16 protein-coding genes and 1 other RNA gene are annotated in these 17,319 nt (G+C 69.3%); 2 read left to right on the top strand and 15 right to left on the bottom strand.

Translation table 11 applies throughout. From position 1 onward, the window contains the following. The coding region (locus tag Q8Q85_00855; protein ID MDP3772795.1) for a hypothetical protein at positions 1-356 on the top strand (356 nt) is incomplete at its 5' end. A 102-nt stretch (positions 357-458) separates the two neighbouring features. Here Q8Q85_00855 and Q8Q85_00850 read toward each other — a convergent pair. From Q8Q85_00850 to dusB, 4 genes are all read right to left on the bottom strand, one after another. Beyond that, positions 459-1,175, bottom strand: a complete 717-nt coding sequence (locus Q8Q85_00850) for a YIP1 family protein (GenBank protein ID MDP3772794.1) — start codon at positions 1,173-1,175, stop codon at positions 459-461. 167 nt (positions 1,176-1,342) lie between these two features. Beyond that, positions 1,343-1,702, bottom strand: a transfer-messenger RNA (tmRNA) gene (gene ssrA / locus Q8Q85_00845). Between the two features lie 54 nt (positions 1,703-1,756). Continuing rightward, a complete protein-coding gene (locus Q8Q85_00840; protein ID MDP3772793.1) occupies positions 1,757-2,848 on the bottom strand; it encodes a GGDEF domain-containing protein in 1,092 nt (363 codons plus the stop codon). Then, positions 2,845-3,834: a tRNA dihydrouridine synthase DusB gene (gene dusB / locus Q8Q85_00835; protein ID MDP3772792.1), complete on the bottom strand. Its 990-nt coding sequence runs from the start codon at positions 3,832-3,834 to the stop codon at positions 2,845-2,847. Before dusB ends, Q8Q85_00840 begins: the two co-directional genes overlap by 4 nt. Before the next feature lie 93 nt (positions 3,835-3,927). Between dusB and Q8Q85_00830 the strand changes: the two genes are divergently transcribed. Next, complete coding sequence (locus tag Q8Q85_00830) at positions 3,928-4,380, top strand: PTS sugar transporter subunit IIA (protein MDP3772791.1); 453 nt, start codon at positions 3,928-3,930, stop codon at positions 4,378-4,380. 90 nt (positions 4,381-4,470) lie between these two features. On the opposite strand, the gene guaA is transcribed toward Q8Q85_00830, so the two are convergent. The 11 genes from guaA to mreC form a co-directional block, all read right to left on the bottom strand. Next, complete coding sequence (gene guaA, locus Q8Q85_00825; protein ID MDP3772790.1) at positions 4,471-6,024, bottom strand: glutamine-hydrolyzing GMP synthase; 1,554 nt, start codon at positions 6,022-6,024, stop codon at positions 4,471-4,473. Then, positions 6,021-7,277: a diaminopimelate decarboxylase gene (lysA, locus tag Q8Q85_00820; GenBank protein ID MDP3772789.1), complete on the bottom strand. Its 1,257-nt coding sequence runs from the start codon at positions 7,275-7,277 to the stop codon at positions 6,021-6,023. Before lysA ends, guaA begins: the two co-directional genes overlap by 4 nt. Next, complete coding sequence (gene proS, locus Q8Q85_00815; protein MDP3772788.1) at positions 7,259-8,704, bottom strand: proline--tRNA ligase; 1,446 nt, start codon at positions 8,702-8,704, stop codon at positions 7,259-7,261. Before proS ends, lysA begins: the two co-directional genes overlap by 19 nt. Beyond that, positions 8,701-9,216, bottom strand: coding sequence for a hypothetical protein (locus Q8Q85_00810; GenBank protein ID MDP3772787.1), 516 nt, complete (start codon positions 9,214-9,216; stop codon positions 8,701-8,703). Before Q8Q85_00810 ends, proS begins: the two co-directional genes overlap by 4 nt. Further along, a complete protein-coding gene (hisS, locus tag Q8Q85_00805; GenBank protein ID MDP3772786.1) occupies positions 9,200-10,471 on the bottom strand; it encodes a histidine--tRNA ligase in 1,272 nt (423 codons plus the stop codon). Before hisS ends, Q8Q85_00810 begins: the two co-directional genes overlap by 17 nt. A 9-nt stretch (positions 10,472-10,480) precedes the next feature. Continuing rightward, on the bottom strand, positions 10,481-11,755 hold the full coding sequence (locus Q8Q85_00800; GenBank protein ID MDP3772785.1) for a Mur ligase family protein: 1,275 nt from the start codon (positions 11,753-11,755) through the stop codon (positions 10,481-10,483). Next, on the bottom strand, positions 11,692-12,555 hold the full coding sequence (accD, locus tag Q8Q85_00795; GenBank protein MDP3772784.1) for an acetyl-CoA carboxylase, carboxyltransferase subunit beta: 864 nt from the start codon (positions 12,553-12,555) through the stop codon (positions 11,692-11,694). Before accD ends, Q8Q85_00800 begins: the two co-directional genes overlap by 64 nt. 122 nt (positions 12,556-12,677) lie before the next feature. Next, a complete protein-coding gene (rodA, locus tag Q8Q85_00790; GenBank protein ID MDP3772783.1) occupies positions 12,678-13,925 on the bottom strand; it encodes a rod shape-determining protein RodA in 1,248 nt (415 codons plus the stop codon). After that, positions 13,922-15,820 (bottom strand): penicillin-binding protein 2, encoded by a 1,899-nt coding sequence (gene mrdA / locus Q8Q85_00785; GenBank protein MDP3772782.1) that lies wholly within the window; start codon positions 15,818-15,820, stop codon positions 13,922-13,924. The genes rodA and mrdA overlap by 4 nt, the downstream gene beginning before the upstream one ends. Then, positions 15,817-16,314, bottom strand: a complete 498-nt coding sequence (mreD, locus tag Q8Q85_00780; GenBank protein ID MDP3772781.1) for a rod shape-determining protein MreD — start codon at positions 16,312-16,314, stop codon at positions 15,817-15,819. Before mreD ends, mrdA begins: the two co-directional genes overlap by 4 nt. Then, a complete protein-coding gene (mreC, locus tag Q8Q85_00775; GenBank protein MDP3772780.1) occupies positions 16,311-17,216 on the bottom strand; it encodes a rod shape-determining protein MreC in 906 nt (301 codons plus the stop codon). The genes mreD and mreC overlap by 4 nt, the downstream gene beginning before the upstream one ends. Between the last annotated feature and the right edge of the window lie 103 nt (positions 17,217-17,319).

Here is a 17,319-nt window from a genome sequence, read left to right as displayed (position 1 = left end):
AATACTCTACGGGACGGCTCCAGGCGCTGGTCCGCGGATCCTACTTCGGCGGGTTCTCCTCCGCGCAGCCGGGATACTACGATCGGTGCCGGGAAACGTACGGGGCAAAGACCCTGTTCGACGCCGAAGTGGGGTATCGCTTCGGCCTGATGAACCTCGCGATCGGCGTCCGGAACATCTTCGACACGTATCCGGATGCGCCGAGCTCGGCGACCCTGGTCGACCCAACGGACCCGAGCGCCGGCACGGTGAAGGAATACAACAACAACTTCGGCACGTTCCCGTGGGCCGCAGCGTCACCGTTCGGGTACAACGGCCGGTACTTGTACGCGAGTGTGGATTTGCGGACGCGCTAGGACGGTTGAAGGGAAAAGGGCGTTGAAGAGTTGAGGCACTCGCCTCCGACCCTTCAACGCCTTTTTTCTTTTCAACCTTCAACGTCTTTCGTTATTCAACTTCTAGGTGAACATCGCCGCCACCCCGGCCGAGACGACCAGCACCGCGAGGTAGGAGACTGTCGCCGCCGTCCAGGCCTTCCCGCTCGAGACCTTCTCGAGCGCCATCAGCCCGGACGCCACGATGACGACCGACCAGACCTGGAGCGGCCCGATGCCCTGGAGCAACGTGCGGACGAAGGTGCTAACCTGGGCATCCGCCGAGAGCAGCAGGTCGAGCCCGAGCGAGACCTGCATGTCCTGCACGGACTGTACGCTGTCCACGCCCCTGATCGACAGCACGACGTAGTTGAGCACTTGCTGAAGGATCGCTATCGGCCAGGCGAAGATCGTGACGCACATCAGGCCCTTGAAGCGGACCTCCGACGCGGTGGCCATCAGGGGCAGCCAGAGGAAGACCGCCGCGACCAGCGTCATGACCAGCACCACGATGGGCGTCGCCGCGACGCCGATCAGGGCGAACTTCTCGAAACCCGGGGGCAACGGCCGCCCGCCGGCCTCGGCCGCGATCTTCATCGCCTGGACCTGGAACGGCGAGAGGAGCACCGACACCGCGGCGAAGGCGATGCTGACCAGCAGCCACGGCATCCAGAAGGTCGGGGTGTCGCGCTGCTCCTCGAACACTCCCGTCGGCGCGAACGGCGCCCGGATCAGGCGCATGAGGTCCGTGACCACGGGCGTGTGTTTCGGCGCGGCTGGCGACGGGTCGGCGCTGGTCATGCGGGGTCCTGGTTTGGGGTCGGGGGCCAAGATACGGAAAAACGTCGAATAGAGAAAGGCGTTAAGGGTTGAAGAGAAGAAGGCGTTGAAGGGTCGGGGGCCGCCCGCGAACCTTCAACGCCTTTCGTTCTTCAACATTCAACGCCTTCTCTTCTTGAACAGTCTTGCAGTGGAGGCGCGGGGAATCGAACCCCGGTCCGAGCATCGATCCGCGACTGCGTCTACGTGCGTATCCCGATATTCATGCCGTCGCCGCCTGCCGGCCGTCGGGAAGCCTGCAATCGGTCTAGCCCCTCAGATCTCGCCGCGCGCTCCAGGGCGCCACGCTCGGCCAGCCTGACTTTTCGATACCCGAGCGGCGCCTCAGGCGGGCTCCATCTCGGGCAGGTGCGCAAAGCGGTTAAGCTTTACGCAGCCAGCGCGTACTCAGCGTTGGCATTTGAACGTTTCCCAGAGGTTTTACGAGGACCCAGGACCTCGGCACGCATCAATCGCCCCACGGCACCCGTCGAATCCAAGACGCCCCCGGGGACGACTTTCAATTTAACGGTGCGGGGCCGGAACCCGTAGGGACGGCCTGCCTAGGCCGGCTCGCCCATGCTCACCACCACCCGGTTCCGCCCTTCCCGCTTGGCCCGGTACAGGGCCGCGTCCGCCGTGGCCATCAGGTTGTCAGGATGACCGACGGGCACCGGGTAGGCGGCCACGCCGCAGGAGATCGTGAGCGGGCGCTCGTGGCCTTGATGGCGGAAGGGCGCGGCTTCCACCTGCTGGCGAAGCCGTTCCGCCACCTCGCGGCCCAGCTTGAGGTCGGCGCCCGGGAGCCAGACCGCAAACTCCTCGCCGCCCACCCGCGCGGCGATGTCCCGGCCTCGGACGGCCTCGCGCAGCAGCCGGGCGATGTGGCGCAGCGCCGCGTCGCCCGCCGGATGGCCGAGGCTGTCATTCACCTGCTTGAAGTGGTCGATGTCGAGCACGATCAGCGCCGCCCGCTCGCTGCCTATGCGCGCCACCGCCTGGTTCAGCGCCCGGCGGTTCGGGAGCCCGGTCAGCTCGTCGGTGACCGCCTTCTTCTCCGCCACCGCCACCGCGTGCGCCGGGACCAGCCGAGGCGCGAAGCGCCCCACCAACTCCGTCAGCGAGCGCACCATCTCGGCCCCACCGTCCGGCGCCTCCCCGAACGCCACCACCGCGCCGAGCACCCGCGCCCCGAGGGCGACGGGCACCGCGACGCCGCCGCGCACCGCGCGCCGCCGGTCCCCGCGCGACGCGCGCACCACCGGCTCGCCCGCCTGCCCGACGACCGGGATCCCGTCCGTGATGGCGCGGCCCGCAGGGGAATCCAGCTCCACCGGGAAGCCCACCAGGCGCGCGTCCATTCCGCCGGCGACCGCCGCGATGACCGCGGGAGCGCCGTCCAGCTCGCGGACGATGAGGGCGCAGGGGAGTCCCACGCGCAGCGCGCACCGCTCGACCAGGGCGTACGCCAGTGGATCGAAGGAGGCCTCGGCCGGAACGCCGGGGATGCTCTCGGGCGAGTCGCCGCCGGGCAGGTCGTCGGCCGGCGGGCGCGGCACCGGGCCCGGCCTGGGCAACGCCCGGCGCGCCGCCAGCCACCCCAGCAGGCTGCCCGCGACAACGCCGATGACGAGAAAGAGGAGAGCGCCGCTCACACGGCGGCGAGGACCGCCTGACAGCCGAGATAGTCCGCGAAGAGATTTTCCACTTCCGCGAGGGACCCCACCTGGTGGAGCTTGGCCCGCAGCTCGGCGCTGCCCGGCAGCCCGCGCGTGTACCAGCCCAGGTGCTTGCGGAACTCGACCGCCGCCTTCGGGGTGTCGCCTTCGACCGCGAGCGTGAGCCGCGCGTGCCGCAGCGCCGTCTCAAAGCGCTCCTCCGGGCTCGGGTCGGGCGGCTTCGGCAGGCCCTCGAGGAGGGCCCGCGCCTGCCCGAAGATCCAGGGGTTGCCGAAGCTCCCGCGCGCGATCATAACTCCGGCGCAGCCGGTGGTCTCGCGCATCCGCACCACGTCCTCCGCCGTCGTGACATCGCCGTTCCCGATGACGGGGATGTCGAGCGCCTCCACGACCGCGGCGATCTCTTCCCACCGCGCATCACCGGAGAACATCTGGGTGCGCGTCCGGGCGTGCAGCGTGAGGGCGCGCGCGCCGGCGTCCTGGCAGAGGAGCGCGATCCCCACCGGGTCGCGCGACGTCTCGTCCCACCCGGAGCGGATCTTGACGGTGACGGGGAGCAGCGTTGCATCCCCGACCGCGCGAACGATGCTCTCTACCAGCGTCAGGTCCTTGAGGCACCCCGACCCACCGTTCCGCTTCACCACCTTCTTGACCGGGCACCCGAAGTTGATGTCCACGAACTCCGGGTGGAAGATCTCGGTGACGAGCGCCGCAGCCTCCGCCATCGCCGCGGGCTCGGCGCCGAAGATCTGGATGCCTATCGGCCGCTCTTCGGCGTCGAACCAAGCCATCTCAAGGGTGCGCTCGTTCTTCCGGCGCAGTCCCTCAGAAGACAGGAACTCGGACACCACGACGTCCGCGCCGAATCGCCGGCATAGCAGCCGGAACGGCGCCTCGGAAACCCCCGCCATGGGGGCGAGGAACAGCGGGAACTCGTGTCCCGTCGAGTAGGGGAACCTCACGCGGGCAACCTAAACCGTCCGTTGCGGAGCGGCAACAGGCCGGCGCCGGCATTGTTTGCCCCCCCCGGCCCCCACGGCTAGCTTCCTCCCCCTATGCTCCTCCGCGAATTCTTCGCCGAAGACGCCATCAAGCTGGCGCTCGGCGGCACGACCAAGGACGACATCCTCAAGGAGCTCGTCCAGCTCCTTCAACTCGACGACAAGTCGCAGGGCCTGCTCTTCAAGATGCTGAAGCGGCGCGAAAACCTCGGCTCCACGGGCATCGGCCGCGGCATCGCCATCCCGCACGCCCGTTCCCTGGTCGTCAACCGGCTCCGCGTCGCCTTCGGCCGGAAGGCGGAGGGAATCGACTACAAGGCCATCGACGACCAGCCGGCGCAGTTTTTCTTCATGATCGTCGCGCCGCCGCTGGAAGTGTCGAACCAGTACCTGCCGGTGCTCGGCAAGATCGCCCAGTTCGCGAAGGAAGAGGATGTGCCGAAGCGGTTGCTGGAGATCAGTACGCCGGGGGAGTTCCTGAAGCTGATCGAGGAGAAGGGACTATAGAAAGGGGAGCGGGGAGCGGGGAGCGGTTCCTTTCGTGCGCGCCGACGCCTTGAGGCGCGCGAATGGTACCGCTCCCCGCTCCCTGCTCCCCTATTCCCACTCGATCGTCGCCGGCGGCTTCGAGCTCACGTCGTACACCACCCGGTTCACCCCCTTCACCTCGTTCGTGATCCGCGTCGCGATCCGCCCCAGCACCTCGTGCGGGAAGTGGTACCAGTCCGCCGTCATCCCGTCGTGGCTCGTGACCGCCCGTAGCGCCACCACGTTGCCGTAGGTGCGGAAGTCGCCCTGCACCCCCACCGTGCGGGTCGGCAGCAGTACCGCGAACGCCTGCCAGATCTGGTCGTAGAGCCCCGCCTCACGGATCTCCTCGAGATAGATCGCGTCCGCCTTCTGAAGCACGGCCACGCGCTCGGCGTCAACCGGGCCCAGGATGCGCACGGCGAGGCCGGGCCCGGGAAACGGATGCCGCCGCACGATGTCCTCGGGCAAACCCAGCTCGCGTCCCACCTGCCGCACTTCGTCCTTGAACAGCTCGCGCAACGGCTCGATCAGCGCGAACGGGAGATCGGGCCGGAGCCCGCCCACGTTGTGATGCGTCTTGATCGTGACCGACGGCCCGCCCCTCGGCGAGACCGACTCGATGACGTCGGGGTAGAGCGTCCCCTGCACGAGGAACCCGACCTCTCCGCCCACCCCCTTCGCAGCTTCCTCGAAGACGTCGATGAAAGTGTGACCGATGCGGCGCCGCTTCTCCTCCGGGTCCTCGACGCCGGCCAGCCTGTCCAGGAACCGCCGCCGCGCGTCCACCACGATCAGGTCGGCGCCCAACTCGGCCTTGAACGTGCGCTCGACCTGCTCGCGCTCGCCACCGCGCAGCAGGCCGTGGTCCACGAAGATGCAGGTGAGCCGCTTGCCGATGGCGCGATAGACCAGGGCCGCGGCCACCGCCGAGTCCACCCCGCCCGAAAGGCCGCAGATCGCACGCCGGTCGGCCACCTTCTCACCAATGTCGCGCACCGCGTTCTCGACGAAGTGCCCCGCGGTCCAGGACGGGCTCGCATGGCAGATCCGGAACAGGAAGTTCTGGATGATCTCGCCGCCGCGCGGGGTGTGCACGACTTCCGGGTGGAACTGCACGCCGAAGAGGGGCCGCTCCCGATGACGGAACGCGGCCACCGGCGCGTTGGCGCTGCGCGCGAGCACCGTCCAGGCATCCGGCGCCACTTCGACGCGGTCGCCGTGGGAGGCCCACACCGTCGCGCGCGAGCCCGCGCCGAACCCGGCGAACAGATCCTCGCTGCCGAGGATCTCGACTTCCGCACGCCCGTACTCGCGCTCGCCCGAGTTCTTCACCTCGCCGCCCATGAGGTGCGCCATCAGCTGCATCCCGTAGCACACGCCCAACACCGGCACGCCGAGGTCGAAAACGCCCGGGTCGGTCGTGGGGACTCCCTCGTCGTAGACCGAGTTGGGCCCGCCGGAGAGGATGACACCGACCGGGTCGTAGGCCCTGATCCACGCGAGGCCGCGCGTTGGGGGATGGATCTCGCAGAAGACGTGGGACTCGCGCACCCGCCGCGCGATGAGCTGGGTGAACTGCGACCCGAAATCGAGGATGAGGATGCGCTGGGACTCGCTCACCCGGCGCTCCTCCACTCGGGTTCCAGGCACTCGCCGCGCATCAGGTCCTCCGGGGACTCGCGCTCACGGACGACTCCGAAGCGGTCTCCGTCCACCAGCACCTCGGGAGGGCGCGGACGGGCGTTGTAGGTGGAGGTCATGACGAAACCGTACGCCCCGGCGCCACCCAACCGCAGGAGATCTCCTTGCGACAGCTCCGGCAACTCGCGGTCCAGCGCGAAGAAGTCCCCCGACTCGCAGATCGGCCCCACGACGTCGTAGGCGACGAGAGGCCTGCCGTCCGCCGAGTCAACGGTGATCTCGTGATACGCCTGGTAGTGGCTGGGCCGGATGAGGTCCGTCATCCCGGCATCCACGATCGCGATCATCCGTCCGCCCGACTTCTTGCGGTATAGCACCCGCGTGACCAGAATGCCCGCGCTGCCCACCAGGAAGCGTCCCGGCTCCACCACCAGACCGAGCCCCGACGTCGCGACGTGTGGGAGCACGGCGTCCGCGTAGGCATTCACGTCCAACGGCCGGTCGCTCTCCTGATAGCGGATGCCCAGCCCCCCGCCCAAGTCGAGCGTGGTGAGCGACCCGACTCCCCGCCGCCTGAGGCCGTGCACGACCTCCATGACCTTGAGCATCGCTTCCACGAACGGTGCGGTGTCGGTGATCCCCGAGCCGATGTGCATCGCGAGGCCGATCAGCGCGAGCCCCGGGGTCCTCGAGGCGCGGAATGCCAGCTCCTCCGCCTCGTCGAACGGCACGCCGAACTTCTTCCCCCTCGTGCCGGTCGTGGTATACGGATGGGTGTCCACCGCGACCTCGGGGTTCACCCGTATCGCGACGCTCGCTACCGCGCCCGTCCCCTGCGCCACTGCGGCGAGGGCCGCCAGCTCCTCCTCCGACTCCACGTTTATCATGCCTACGCCGGCCGCGAGGGCCGCGCGCATCTCGTCGGCCGTCTTCCCGACGCCGCTGAACACCACGTCGGCGCCGGTGAAGCCCGCCGTCAGCGCGCGCGCCAGCTCGCCGGAAGAGACGATGTCCACGCCCGCGCCGAGCGACTTCATGAGCGAGAGGATGGCCAGGTTGCCGTTGGCTTTGACGGAGTAGCAGATGCGGTGCCGCACCGGAGCCAGGGCGGCTGACAAGGCACGATACTGTTCGCGGATGCGGCCGGCGCTGTAGACGTACACCGGGGTGCCGGCGGCCCCGGCGATCTCCCGGAGGGTGACCCCCTCGACCGCTAGTACGCCTTCGCCCACACCGCCTCGGCTACGGACGACGCGTCGCACCACACGCAGCGCGTCGGCGAAGGATGGCTCCGGAACTCCTCGTCCGGGAGCACGCGGACCGTAGCCTTGGTCCGCTCCTTGATCGCGGCCTCGCACTCCCCGCTCCCGCAGAAGCCGCCGTAGGCGAAGCCGCCCTCCCCTTCCATCATCGCGATCAGCTCGTCCTTGGTCACGCCGCGCCGCGTATGCTCCTCGCGCCACGCGCGCGCCTTCTCGAGCAACTCGCGCTGGATGGACTCGAGCCGCAACGTCACGCCCTCCACCAGGTCCACGATGCGGATCGGCGACTCCCCGCCGGTGCGCTGCGCCGCCGTGACCTGGCCCTGCCCCACGTCACGCGGGCCGATCTCGAGCCGAAGGGGCACCCCACGCCCCTCCCACTCATAGTACTTGGCCCCGGGCTTCAATCCCTCGCGACCATCCAGCTCGACGCGAATGCCGGCGGCACGCAGCATCTCCAGGGACTTGGTGGAGACCTCCATCACCGCCGCCCGCTCGGTGTCGGTCTTGTAGATCGGCACTATCACCACCTGCACCGGCGCGAGCCGCGGCGGGCAGATGATGCCGACGTCATCGCCGTGCGTCATGATGAGCGCGCCGATCAGGCGGGTCGAGACGCCCCACGACGTGTTCCACACGTGGTCCATGCCGCCTTCGGCCGTCTGGAACTTCACCTCGAACGCCTTCGCGAAGTTCTGCCCCAGGTTGTGCGATGTGCCGGCCTGAAGGGCCCGGTTGTCTTGCATCATCGCCTCGATCGCGAAAGTGCGGAGCGCGCCCGCGAACTTCTCGCTCGCCGTCTTGATGCCCGTGATCACCGGCATCGCCATCCATTCCTCCGCGAAGCGCCGGTACAGCCCCAAGATCATTCGCGTCTCGCGCTCGGCATCCGCCTCGTCTACGTGCGCCGTATGCCCCTCCTGCCAGAGGAACTCCGTGGTGCGCAGGAACAGCCGGGTCCGCATCTCCCAGCGCACGATGTTGCACCACTGGTTGATGAGCAGCGGCAGGTCGCGGTACGATTGGATCCACTTGGCGAACATCGCGTAGATGATCGTCTCGGACGTCGGACGGATGACGAGCGGCTCGTCCAGCTCCTTGCCGCCGCCGCGAGTGACCACCGCCGTCTGGGGCGCGAAGCCCTCGACGTGCTCGGCCTCCTTGGCGAGGAACGACTGCGGGATGAGGAGCGGGAAGTACGCGTTGCGGTGGCCGGTCGCCTTGAACATGTCGTCGAGCGCCCGCTGCATCAGCTCCCAGATCGCGTACCCGTTGGGACGTATGACCATGCAGCCGCGGACCGGCGAATAGTCGGCCAGCTCCGCGCGCATTATCGCGTCGTTGTACCAGGCGCTGAAGTCCTTGGCCCTCGGCGTGATGCCGCCGCCGTCGCTCAAGGCTGCCTCGGCGTCTGGTGCCCCGGGAAGTCTGCCAGGAAAACCACGTTGTACCGATGGAACCCCCTGGCGCTCCCGGGCGTGAGCGCGTCCCATCCGGCGGGCGGCACCCAGTCCAGATAGCCCAGCGGCTGTAGCGAGGCGCCCCGCGGTCCGCCGGGCGTCGGAGGGATGTACGCCAGGACCCGGATCGCCGCGACGGTAGAGTCCTGGCGTCGCGCCTCGTCGGCTATCGCCTGCATCGCCGTGCGCGCCGCGACGCGCCCGCCGTCCACGCGGACGAGCGCGCCGAGCGTCAGCCTCACCACACCCGGGCCGACCTGTTCGCGCTTCCGGTCGAAGACCTGATGCTCCGCCGGCGGCGCGCTGTCGGGCCGCGCCTCGAAACTGAAGCCGTCGCCATGCGGATCCACCGGCTCTCCCGCGGCCTGCTGACCCGGAGGCGAGCCTCCTTCGACGCGGCACGCCGCGAGCACCGCGACCACCGCCAGCCACTCAACGCGTGAACGCATAGTCCCTTCTCATTTCTTCCAGCCTTACCCGTGATTCGACCTTCGTTACCAGGTCCCGCACCACCGCTTCCCCTGCTTCGCGCTCTGCCGGACCGACTATGATCGCATGCCGGGCGCCGCGCGCCGCGGCCAGCTCGAGCTGCTTCCCGACCGCCTGGCGCTTCAACGCGTACTCCACCCGCACGTCCCTTGCTCGCAGCGCGTGGGCCAGCGAGAGCGCCTCTGGCCGGTCTCCGTCCTCGACCGCGACTACGAACACGTCCACCGATGCCTGGGCCTGAGGCGCCCCGTCGCGCTCGGCGATCAGTTCGCCCAGAACCACGTCTCCCATGCCGAACCCGACACACGGCAGGTCCACGCCGCCCAGCTGCTTCAACAGGTCATCGTAGCGCCCGCCGCCGCAGATCGCCCGGAGCGACCGCTTCGCATCGAACAGCTCGAAGACGATCCCGGTGTAGTACGCCAACCCCCGCACGATGCGGAAGTCCACGTCCACGAAATCGCCCAGCCCCATGGACCTGAGGCTCGCCATGCACTCGTTCAGGCCGGTGGCCGCCGCGGATGTGAGGAGGGGCCCCGGCTCGCCCAGCGACTCAGCGAAGTGCTGGACCGCTCGAGCGCGCTCCGTCGATCCCAGCGCCTCCTCGAGCGCCCTTGCCGTCGCCTCCGGCGCCCGCTCGTACTTGTCGAGCGCGGCAAGCACGCCGGGCAGCTCGTCCGCCGCCACACCCAGCTCGCCGGTCAGCACGGCGCCCAGGACCCTGCGGTCCGAGAGCCGCACCCGCACGTCATCGGGCCCGAATCCCAGCTCCGCCATGATGTCCACCGCCGCGGCGATCACTTCGGCGTCCGCCGAAGGTCCCGCCTCGCCGATGATGTCCATGTTGAGCTGGAAGTGCTCGCGAAGCCGGCCGCGCTGCTGGCGCTCGTAGCGGAAGAGCTGCGGGATCGAGAACCAGCGGATCGGCTTCTTGAGCTGCGGCGCCCGCGCCGACACCATCCGCGCCAGCGTAGGCGTCATCTCCGGCCGCAGCGCGACGCTCCGGCCGCCCTTGTCGTTGAAGGCATAGAGCTGCTCGATGATCTCCTCACCGCTCTTCTTCGTGTACAGATCGAGCGGCTCGAGCGGCGGCCCGTCGTATTCCTCGAAGCCGTAGCGGGCCGCGACGCGGCGCCAGGCCTCGAAGATGCGGCGTCGGCACGCGAGGACGTCGGGAAAGGCATCGCGAAACCCCGGCAGGGCGACGAACTTCATCGGGGGAATCTAGCCGAGCGGCGCGACGCCGGGCAAGCGAGCCATGGCGTCGCCGACGGTGTGAAACGACCCGGTCACGAGCGCGGTCGCGGCTCCCCGCCCCGCGAGCGCGAGAGCCTGGTCGAAATCCGACTCGGCGCTCACCGGTAACCCAGCCGAGCGCGCCCACGCCTCGGCCTCCTCCAGCGACCACACCCGGTCGGCCGGCGCGCTGGGGGCGCGGGTGAGCATCATCGCATCCACTGCGGGAGCGAGCAGCTCCAGCATTTCCCGCCACGCCTTGTCCCTTAGGATGGAAACCACCGCCACCACCGGCCGAGGCACGCTGGTGACACGCAGCGCCGAGACCAGAGACCGGATCCCGTCCGGGTTGTGGGCCACGTCGAACAGCCAGCGGCCCCGCCGGTCGAACCGGCCCGGAAGGCGCGCGTCCCGGAGACCCGAGCGCACTGCCGCCTCATTCACCCCGAACCGGGGCGGCAGCAGCTCGGCCAGGCGCACCACCAAGGCGGCGTTGGCCACCTGGTGCGGCCCCGCCAGGCCCAGCGCAAACCCTGCACCACGCGCCACAGGCACCCGCTCGAACGGCGCCCCGCGCGATCTCGCCTCCGCCTCCAGCACCGCGGCCACCCCGTCGTCCGGCTCCGTGGTCACGAACGGCACCCCGGGCTTGGCGATGCCGGCCTTCTCCCGGGCGATGCCGGCCAGGTCCGGCCCCAGGTAATCCGTGTGCTCGAGCGCGATCCGCGTCACGCCGCACGCCACCGGCGTCAACACGTTGGTGGAATCCAGCCGGCCTCCCAGCCCTACCTCGATGATCGCGATCTCCGCCCCGCGTGCCGCGAGGTCCGCGAAGGCCGCCGCAGTCGTTATCTCGAAGAACGACGCCTCACGTTCGATCGCGACCTCCTCCAGCCGCCCCACCCAGGCGGCAACCGCGGACTCGCTGATCGCGACGCCGTCCACCACCACCCGCTCGCGGAACGACACGAGGTGCGGCGACGTGTAGAGCCCTACCCGGAAGCCGGCGGCGCGCATGACCGACGCCAGCATGGCGCAGGTGCTGCCCTTCCCGTTCGTCCCGCCGACGTGGACCGAGGTGAAATGGCGCTCGGGATGCCCGAGCGCGCCCAGGAGCGCCTCGGTCGTCTCGATGCCCCACTTGATACCTCTAGTTCTGGGAAAGAGGAAGCGACAGGCGTCGTCGAAGGTGCGAACCGTCAGGAGGCTAGTTCTCCGGTCGAGGCGGGATGGCCCTGAAGCAACCGGATCAGTCTGGAGCACGTCGACGCGAGCCGGCTGCGAGGAACCACCGCGTCGATCATCCCGTGCTCGAGCAGGAACTCCGCGGTCTGGAACCCGTCGGGAAGGTCCTGCCCGATCGTCTGCTTGATCACGCGCGGCCCCGCAAAACCGACCACCGCTCCGGGCTCCGCGATGATCACGTCCCCCTGCATGGCGTAGGAGGCCGAAACGCCGCCCGTCGTAGGGTTCGTGAGGATCGAGAGGAAGGGGATCCCGTGTTCCTTGAGCTGCGCGATGACCACTGATGTCTTCGCCAGCTGCATCAGCGAGAGCACGCCCTCCTGCATCCGGGCGCCTCCCGAAGCCGAGACGATGATGAGCGGGACCTTGCCCTCGAGCGACCGCCGAGCCAGCCGCGCGATCTTCTCGCCCACCACCGATCCCATCGAGCCGCCCATGAACTTGAAGTCCATAACGGCGAGATGGATCTCCAGCCCGTCCTGCACCGCGGTGCCGGTGTGGATGGCGTCGGCCGGACTCGCCTTCTTGACCGCCGCCGCGAGCCGTTCCCGGTAGTTCTCGAACCGCAGGGCGTCCACCGACCGGAGAGCCTCGTCGAGCGGCGTCCAGCTGTCGTCGTCGGTCAGGAGCGCGACGTAGTCGGCCGCCTCGATACGCCGGTGGTGCCCGCAGCTCGGGCACACCTCCAGCGACCGGGCGAAATTCTCGCGGGCGTCGACATGCCCGCACTCCTCGCACTTCTCCCAGACGTCGGCCGGGATCTCCAGCCGTTCGCGCTGAGACGTACGAGGCCGCCGATCCTTGCGGAACCAGGCCATGGACGCCGATGTGGTTGGTTGCGTACGTGAGCGCTGGAGGAGCCCCGCCAACGACCCCTCAATGGACAGTTCAATCTTAGCCGCTAGCGTGGAAGGCGCCAGTATCTCCCGCTAAGTCGTTGCTACAGCTCGCGATAGCCTAGCTCGCGCCCCTCCTGTGCGAGCCGCATGGCAAGCCCGATCCCGAGAAAACAGGTCAGGAGGAACGACCCGCCGTACGAAAAGAACGGCAGCGGGATACCTGTGATGGGCATCACATTCGCGGTCATGCCGACGTTCTCGAAGATGTGGGTGAAGAACACTCCCATGATCCCGAAGGCAACGAGGCTGCCGAACGCGTCCGGGCAGCGGCGGGCGACGCGGATCAGTATCGCCAGGAGCGCCATGAACATGGCGAGGGCCACTATCACTCCGATGAAGCCCAGCTCCTCACCCACGACCGAGAAGATGAAGTCGGTGTGCCGCGCCGGCAGGAAGGCGAGCCGCTTCTGGGAGCCCAGCGTGAAGCCATTCCCGAGCCACCCCCCGCTCCCGATAGCGATCTTGGACTGGATGATGTGCCAGCCGGTCGCGCGCGGATCCGCCTCGGGATTGAGGAACGAGATCAGGCGGTGCTGCTGGTACGAGGCCAGCCTTTGCCAGAGCGGAAGCGCGATGACGCCCATGGCCAGGTTGGCGCCCAGCACCGCCAGCCCTTCCCAGACGAACGGCCGCCAGACCACCAGCAGCACGCCGAGGAGCAGGATCCATCCTCCCCAAGACCAGGCCGAGAAGGCAAGGATGAGCGAGAGCATCGGAGAGGCGAGCAGCACCAGGAACGGGAGGCGCACCCCCGCCCAGAAGAGCATGGTGAAGAGGATACCCGCGAAGACTATCGCGCTCCCGAGGTCCGGCTGGAGGGCCACCAGCGCCGCGGGCGCGACAGCGATCGCGCAGGGCAGAATCAGCTCACGCATCGTTGCCGCGGGTGCCCGCTGGGCCGAGAGGTATCGGGCGAGCATAAGTATGGTGGCCAGCTTGGCGAACTCCGCCGGTTGGCCGAGGCGCACGCCGGCGATCGTGATCCACGACCTGGACGAGGCGGCCGTCCCGGTGCCGCCCGTCCCGATGATGAGGGTCAGGAACAGGACGAGCAGGCTCGCCGCGTAGCAGGCGGGCGCGACCCATTCGAGGAACCGTGGCGAAAAGCGCGTGACGAGGACCGCGCACGCCACGCCGAGGCCAAGGAAGAGCAGCTGTTTCTTCCAGATGCCGGCGACCGAGGTGAGCACGTCCGTTTGCCCCGCCGAGTACAGGATCGCCAGGCCAAACACAGTGAGGGCGAACGTGACGAGCGCCAGCGGCGGGTCCAGCTTCGCGATCGCCTTCATCGCGTCCTCGGCCGCGGCCGGACCCGCGGTCTCGGTGTGGCCGGCGCCGTGCCTGCCGGCAGCGAGTCCATCGGCAGCGACCGCGGCGCCGAATCCTCCGGAATGATCAATGGCACGATCTCCGTTTCGACGCTCCCGGCGCGCCCGGAGTCAGGTCCGAGCAGAAAGCGCTCGATCGCTCGCGCCACGTACGGCGCAACGGTGGTCCCGTGCTCGGCGAACTCCATGATCCCGCCCACCACGATGGCCGGGTTGTCCGCGGGAGCGAATCCTATGAACCAGCCGTGGTCGAGCCCGTGCGGGTTCTGCGCGGTGCCGGTCTTGCCCGCCATCTGGATGCGGTCGAGCCGAGCGCCGCGGGCGGTGCCCCGCTCCACCACGGCGATGAGCGCGCGCCTGATGCCGAGGAACGTCGTGTCGGCGAGCGGGACGTCCGGCGGTGAGGCCCCGCGCGGCGTCACGACGTGCGGAATCGGGACATGGCCGCCGTTGGCGAGTGCGGCGTAGAAGCGGACCATGTTGATGAGCGTCTGGGCGTTCTCGCCCTGGCCGACGAAGAGGCTGATCGCGACCGTGTTCGTCCATCGGCCGCGCCCGTAGAGCTGGTCGAAATAAGCCGTCGAGGCCGGGAACCAGGATCGCACTTCGCCGGGGAGGTCCACGCCGGTCGCCGATCGGAAGCCGAGGAGGTTGCCGTCATCCACCAGGTTCGCCACGCCCAGACGCAGGCCAAGCTGGTAGAAGTAGACGTCGCACGAAGAGGCGATGGCCTGCTCGAGCGTCAGCGAACCGTGCCCTTCCTTCTTCCAGCACTTGAAGAACCGGTTGCCGAACTGCATCCCGCCCCGGCAGGGCTGCGGCATGTGCGAATCGAACCGCACCAGATTGTGGCGCAGCGCCATCGTGGCGATGGCCAGCTTGAAGGTCGAGGCGGGCGGATAGCGCGTCGAGATGGCGCGGTTGAGCAGCGGCCGGGCGGGGTCCTCGTTGAGCGCGCGCCAGGCGTCACGGTTGATCCCGCCCACGAACGCGTTGGGGTCGTACGGAGGAGAAGAATAGAGCGCGAGGATGGCACCCGTGCGCGGGTCCATGGCCAGGATCGCGCCGCGGCGGGCCGGCGGCCAGATGGACGCCAGGTAGCGTTGGAGGTCGAGATCGATCGTGGTGCGGACCACGTGTCCGGCCACGGTCGGCAACGATGCGGCGCCCTCGTCGCGCACCACCCGGCCGAGCGCGTCGACCTCCACGAAGCGCACGCCGTCCGCTCCGGTCAGTGAGTCCTCGTACTCCCGTTCCAGGCCCGCCTTCCCGACGATCGCTCCCGGCCGGCGGTTCAGGAACTGCGTCGTGCCCAGTTCCTGCTCGGTCACCTCGCCGACGAAACCGACCAGGTGCGCCACGGCCGTGCTGTCGGGGTACGCGCGCTTGGGCTCCGTCTGGATCACCAGCCCAGGCAACATCGCGCGCCGCTCCTCGAGCGTCGAGACGAGGTCGAACGGAGCGTCCTTCACTACCAGCGTCGGCTCGTAGGGCGCGGAGCGGAAACGGGAGAGGACCCGCCGCGTCTGCTCCGAGTCGAGCGCCGTGAGCGGCTGGAGCCGGCCCAGCATGGCCTTCAGCGAATCCTCGTTGGCTGCCAGCAGCAGCACCGAATAACCGGGAACGTTCTCCGCGATGATCCGGCCGCGCCGGTCCAGGATGAGGCCGCGAGGCGCCGCGAGCGGCACCGGCCGCAGCCGGTTGGACTCTGACTTCAGGTCGTACTGCGTGTGCTGCACGATCTGGAGGCGGAAGAACTGCAGGGCGAGGAGGCCGAACACCACGAGCAGCGCGCGCGTTGCGGCGTCGCCGCGCTGCACCAGCAGGAACGGATGGAACGCCTGACGGGTGCTCACGCGGACGAGCCGCCGCGAAGCCAGCCGCGGAAGAAGAGTAGGACCACCAACGCCGCGGCCGAAGTGGTGAGCGCAGCCAGCGGCGAGAATGCCAGGAGCTGCCAGGCGAGCGCTCCGCCCGAGAGCTGGTTGCCCGCCAGCACCTCGATGACATCCCGAGCCCACGCGGCAACGAAGACGAACAGGGCATTGATGAGCAGGTTGTCGGCGAAGAAGACGGCCTTGAGCCAGCCGGCCAGATAGCCCACGCCGGTGGTCGCGAAGGCGGCGGCGCCGAAGGCCGTGGGCGCCACGGCGTCGGTGAGCAGCCCTACCAGGAACCCGGCGCCCGCCCCGATGCCCGGGCGCGTGCGGATCGCCAGGAACAACAGCGCGATAAGGACGAAGTCCGGCGCGAACCGCGGGTCGCCGAGGCGCGGCCGCAGCGTGAAGTGCGCGACCAGGAGGCCGACCAGCACGGCCCAGAAGCGGGCGGCGGCCGCGCGGCTTCTCACGGACGCAGCCTCCGGCGCGGCGGAGCGGCAGGCACGGGAAGCGGCGCGGCTCTCTCGGGCTGCGCGCCGGGTGCCGCGTACGCCGCCGTCAGCGTGTCCGCGGAGCGCGCCGGCGCGAGCAACATCACATGACTGGCTTCGGCGGGGTGGACCGCGGGCCGGAGCAGGTAGGTGCGCTCCCACCCCGCCGACTCCGAAAGCTTCCCCTGTACCGTGCCGAGCGGGATGCCGCGCGGGAAAACGCCGCCCAGCCCCGACGTCACGACCCGTGTCCCCGGGTTCAGGAGGTCCCGGTAAGGCACGCCGTGCAGCTCCATCAGCTCCCCGGCCGCCTCACCACGGCGTGCCGCCACGATCCCGAAGATCCGCTGCCCCTCGACCATCGCACTGGCACGGAAGTCCGGGTGCGTCCACGCGAGCGCCACGCTCGTGTGAGCGTCCACGGCCCGCACCATCCCGACCAGCCCTTCCGCCGTCACCACCGGCGAGAGCGCCTCGACGCCCTCCTCGCGGCCGGCCGAAAGCACCAGCGTGAGTCCGTCCGTGATGCCCGACTGGTGGAGCACTTCCGCCGTCACAAAGCCGTAACCCAGGCGGGCGCCCAAGCCGAGCAGGCCGCGCAGCCGGTCGTTCTCCGAGCGCAGGCCCGGCAGGAAGGTCGATGCCAGCGCGAGCGAGTCGCGCTCGGCGCGCAGGCTCGTTAGGCGCCGCCGCCCTTCGGCGGACTCCACGGCGCGATGCTGGAGCGTGAGCAGCGGGAGCAGGACGGTGCGGCGGAGCGCGCCGGCGACCGGCGCGCGCAGGCCCTCGGGGAGTGCCAGGGCCGTCAGCGAAAGCAGCAGGCAAGCCAGGAAGACGGCCGTGTCGGCCCGGGTGCCGTAGCGATCAGCGCGGAAGGCCATCTCCCGCCTACGTCGTCAGGACCGTGCGGTACTTCTCGGGATCGTCGAGGATGCGCCCCGTGCCGCGGACCACGCAGGTGAGCGGGTCCTCGTCCACGTGGAT

Source organism: Gemmatimonadales bacterium, assembly GCA_030697825.1.
GTDB lineage: Bacteria > Gemmatimonadota > Gemmatimonadetes > Gemmatimonadales > JACORV01 > JACORV01.
This window is presented reverse-complemented; position numbering and strand designations above follow the sequence as displayed.